This is a genomic window from Desertihabitans aurantiacus, from assembly GCF_003344635.1.
Taxonomy (GTDB): domain Bacteria; phylum Actinomycetota; class Actinomycetes; order Propionibacteriales; family Propionibacteriaceae; genus Desertihabitans; species Desertihabitans aurantiacus.
In genome coordinates, this window is sequence record NZ_QPKK01000323.1 from 1 (window position 1) to 3,673 (window position 3,673).

A 3,673-nucleotide genomic window follows, 5' to 3' on the forward strand; every position below is an offset into this window, starting at 1 on the left:
CTGCCGGTGGTCGACGCCGACGGGGTGGCGGCCGCGCTGGCGCAGGGCCGGCCGGTGGTCGACGTCCGGGCGCCGCAGCGGTTCCGCGGGGAGGTCGAGCCGTTCGACCCGGTGGCCGGGCACGTGCCCGGGGCGGTCAACCTGCCGGGAGCGGCGCTGTTCGGCGCGGACGGCCGGATGCTGCCGACGGACCGGCTGGCCGATGCGGTCGGCGACCTCGACGCCGAGCCGGTGCTCTACTGCGGGTCCGGGGTGACCGCCACCCAGGGCCTGCTGGCGCTGGCCGAGCTGGGGCGCGAGGACGGCGTGCTCTACGCCGGCTCGTGGAGCGACTGGGTCAGCGACCCCGACCGGCCGGTGGCCACCGGCTCCTGAACGGGTCCGGGGCGCACGGCCGCGGCCGCCGCCGTCGGAGGCCGGTCAGCGCCGGGGCGCCCCGAACATGATCTCGTCCCAGCTGGGGATGCTGGCCCGCTTGCGCCGGCCACCCTTCTTCGCCGGCGGCGGCTCGACGGCCTCCGCCGCCGCTTCGCCGGGCTGGTCGGCGTCCTCCAGCAGCGACGGCTGCTCCAGGTCGTCGACCCCCGACTCGACCGGTGGCTCGGCCGGCGCCGGCACCTCGACCTGCTCCGGCGTGCCGGACCGGCGTGCGCGCCGCCGACGCCGTCGGGGCTCCTCGGCCGAGGGGGCAGCGGCGGCCTCGTCGACCGGGTCGGCCCGGGTGTCCGGCTCGGTGTCGGCCGTGACGGGCTCGGCCGGCTCCGTGGGCCGGTCGTCCAGCCCGGTGTAGATGGTCACCGAGTCCTCCTGGACGCCGCCGAGCATCGCGTAGAGGACGTCGAGGTCGGAGTCGTCGTCGGGCACCACGTCGCCACCGGCGGGGGCCGGAACCGGGGCGGGCGCGACCGGCGGGCCGGCCAGGTCGGCGTCGGGACCCTGCGGCCAGCGGGGGATCCGCCCCGAGTCGTGCTGCTCGGCGCCGGAGAGCTGTCGCGGGCTGCCGGGCCGCCAGATCGGCCCGGAGTCCTCGCGCCGGCCCGGCTCCTCCTCCAGCCCGCCACCGGCCAGCAGCCCGCCGCCCTGCAGCGGAGAGCCCGACAGCGCCCGGACCAGGGCCAGCTCGTCGTCGCCGAGGTCCTCGGTGGGCTCGCTGTCGGGGTCGGCGGTGGTGCGCGGACGGGCGGTGCTCAGCTCGCCGAGCAGCCAGCGGGCGTCGTCGTCGACGGCGGTGCTGAACCGGGCCTTGAGGTCGAAGAGGAACTCCCCGCGCCGCACCTCCTCGCCGGTGGTCACCGTCCCCGACACCCGCCACTGGCGGTCCTCGGTGCGCCAGGCCTGCCAGTCGACGGCCTTGCTGGGGATCTGGTGGGCGACCAGCCGCTCGGTGACGAGGTCGCGCAGGGTGCGTCCGCTGACCGGCTCGCCACGGCGACGGACCGAGGACGACAGGGCGAGGGTGACCACGTGGATGCGCTCGGCGAGCACGGGCGCGGCGAAGGCCTGGATGCGCTCGACCGGGACGCCCGCGCTCTCGGCGACCTCCTCGGGGGAGGCCCCGGCGCGGATCCGCTCCTGGATCTCGCGAGGTGTCAGTCCACTGTCCATCTGCATCTCCAGTCGGGCCGGTTCCGGACGATCCTGCCGGAGGGTGGCCCGTAGTGCCTCGACCGCGATGGCCACGTCCTCACCGGAGTCGGTGGTGACGACGAGCTGCGTGCCGTCGGGCGTGAGACCCCGGGGCCGCCCCGTGGTCACCGACCGGCGCGTGCGCATCGACCAGCGCCTCCTCCCATGATGTCGCCCCAACCTACCCGCAGCGGTCCCCGCCGTGTGGGAGGCGCGGTCGGTGCCGGGCCGCTGGGGCGGCATGGCAGGATGACTGACCGTGTCCTCCACCGTGCCCCCCTCCGGTCTGGAGCCCTACGACGCCGTGCTGCTGGTCTCCTTCGGCGGTCCCGAGGGCCCCGAGGAGGTGATGCCCTTCCTCCGCCAGGTCACCGGCGGACGGGGCATCCCCGAGGAGCGGCTGCAGGAGGTGGCCGGGCACTACCTGGCCTTCGGCGGACGCAGCCCGATCAACGACCAGTGCCGGGAGCTGCTGGCCGCGCTGCGGGCCGAGCTGGACGCCCGCGGCCTGGACACCCCGCTGTACTGGGGCAACCGCAACACCGCGCCCTGGCTGGCCGACACCATGGCCGAGATCGCCGCCGACGGCCACCGCCGGGTGCTCGCGGTGACCACCAGCGCCTACCCCTCCTACTCCTCCTGCCGGCAGTACCGGGAGAACCTCTGGGACGCCTGGGACGCCGTCCGCGCCACCGGCACCGAGCTGGAGGTGGACCGGGTCCGCCACTACGCCCAGCACCCCGGCTTCGTCGACGCCAACACCGAGGCCGTCCGCGACGCCCTGGCCAAGCTGCCCGACGAGGTGCCGCACCTGCTCTTCGTCACCCACTCCCTGCCGAGTGCGATGGCGGCCACCGCCGGCCCGCCGCCGCGCAGCGACAACGGCTCCTACGTCGACTGGCACCAGTCGGTGGCCGCGGAGATCGTCTGGCAGCTGCGTCGCAGCACCGGCGTGGAGCACCCCTTCGACGTGGTCTACTGCTCCCGCTCCGGCCCGCCGTCGCAGCCCTGGCTCGAGCCCGACATCAACGACCGGCTGGCCGAGCTGGCCGCCGAGGGCGTCCGCAGCGTCGTGGTCTCGCCGATCGGCTTCGTCTCCGACCACATGGAGGTCGTCTTCGACCTCGACACCGAGGCCCGCGAGACCGCCGACGAGCTGGGCCTGCGGATGGAGCGGGCGGCGACCGCCGGCGTCCACCCGGCCTTCGTCTCCGGGCTGGTCGACCTGGTGCTCGAGCGGGCAGCGGTGGAGCGGTCGGAGCCGGCCGCCCCGAGCGTCATCGACGACGGCAGCCCGGGCCTGCTGCGCTGCCCGGCCGACTGCTGCCCGAACCTGCGTGAGCCGGGCCGGCCGGCCCTCTGCCAGGCCCCCGCAGCCGGCTGAGCGGGTCCGCGAAGCGGCCTGCGTGAAGCCACGCCGGACGGGGAACAAAAGGGGTCTCGCCGCAGTTCGGCGCGTGTGATATGCATGCGCTCGTGTTTCTGGCCTCCAGAGCACGGCAACCCCGAGGAAGGAACCCATGGCGACCGACTACGACGCCCCTCGCAAGACCGATGAGGAGATCAGCGAGGACAGCATCGAGGCTCTCAAGACGCGCCGGAACGACAAGAACTCCGGCAAGGTCGACGAAGACGAGGTCGAGGCTGCGGAGTCCTTCGAGCTTCCCGGCGCCGACCTCTCCCACGAGGAGCTGACCGTCCGGGTGCTGCCCAAGCAGTCCGACGAGTTCACCTGTGCGGGCTGCTTCCTGGTGCGGCACCGCAGCCAGATCGCGGAGAAGCGCGGCGACGACGAGTACTGCTTCGACTGCGCCGGCTGAACGGCGCGACCATCCCGGCAGGGGACGTCTGAGGACGGGCGGGTGCGGAGGTCTTCCGCACCCGCCCGTCGGCGTTCTGGCGGTTCGCCGCGACCGGTGGCGGGCACTAGGTTGGCCGGGTGAGCCACCGCGAACGTCTGCTCGTGCCCTGGAGCTGGGTCCTGGTGGCGCTGGCCGCGGTGGCCTCGGTGGCCGTGACCTGTGCGCTGGTGCTGTCCTGGCCGCTC

The 3,673-nt window shown here is 74.8% G+C and carries 4 protein-coding genes; 3 read left to right on the plus strand and 1 reads right to left on the minus strand.

Annotation, left to right across the window (positions count from 1 at the left end):
- A partial coding sequence (locus DVA66_RS18180; RefSeq protein ID WP_269801641.1) for a sulfurtransferase occupies window positions 1-375 on the plus strand: 375 nt, incomplete at its 5' end.
- Between the two features lie 45 nt (window positions 376-420).
- On the opposite strand, the gene sepH is transcribed toward DVA66_RS18180, so the two are convergent.
- Window positions 421-1,773 carry a septation protein SepH gene (sepH, locus tag DVA66_RS18185; protein WP_157974110.1) on the minus strand — a complete coding sequence of 451 codons (1,353 nt, stop codon included), beginning with the start codon at window positions 1,771-1,773 and terminating at the stop codon, window positions 421-423.
- Between the two features lie 112 nt (window positions 1,774-1,885).
- Between sepH and DVA66_RS18190 the strand changes: the two genes are divergently transcribed.
- Window positions 1,886-3,010: a ferrochelatase gene (locus tag DVA66_RS18190; RefSeq protein ID WP_232822053.1), complete on the plus strand. Its 1,125-nt coding sequence runs from the start codon at window positions 1,886-1,888 to the stop codon at window positions 3,008-3,010.
- 136 nt (window positions 3,011-3,146) lie between these two features.
- Window positions 3,147-3,446 (plus strand): DUF4193 domain-containing protein, encoded by a 300-nt coding sequence (locus DVA66_RS18195; RefSeq protein WP_114125055.1) that lies wholly within the window; start codon window positions 3,147-3,149, stop codon window positions 3,444-3,446.
- Window positions 3,447-3,673: the final 227 nt, after the last annotated feature.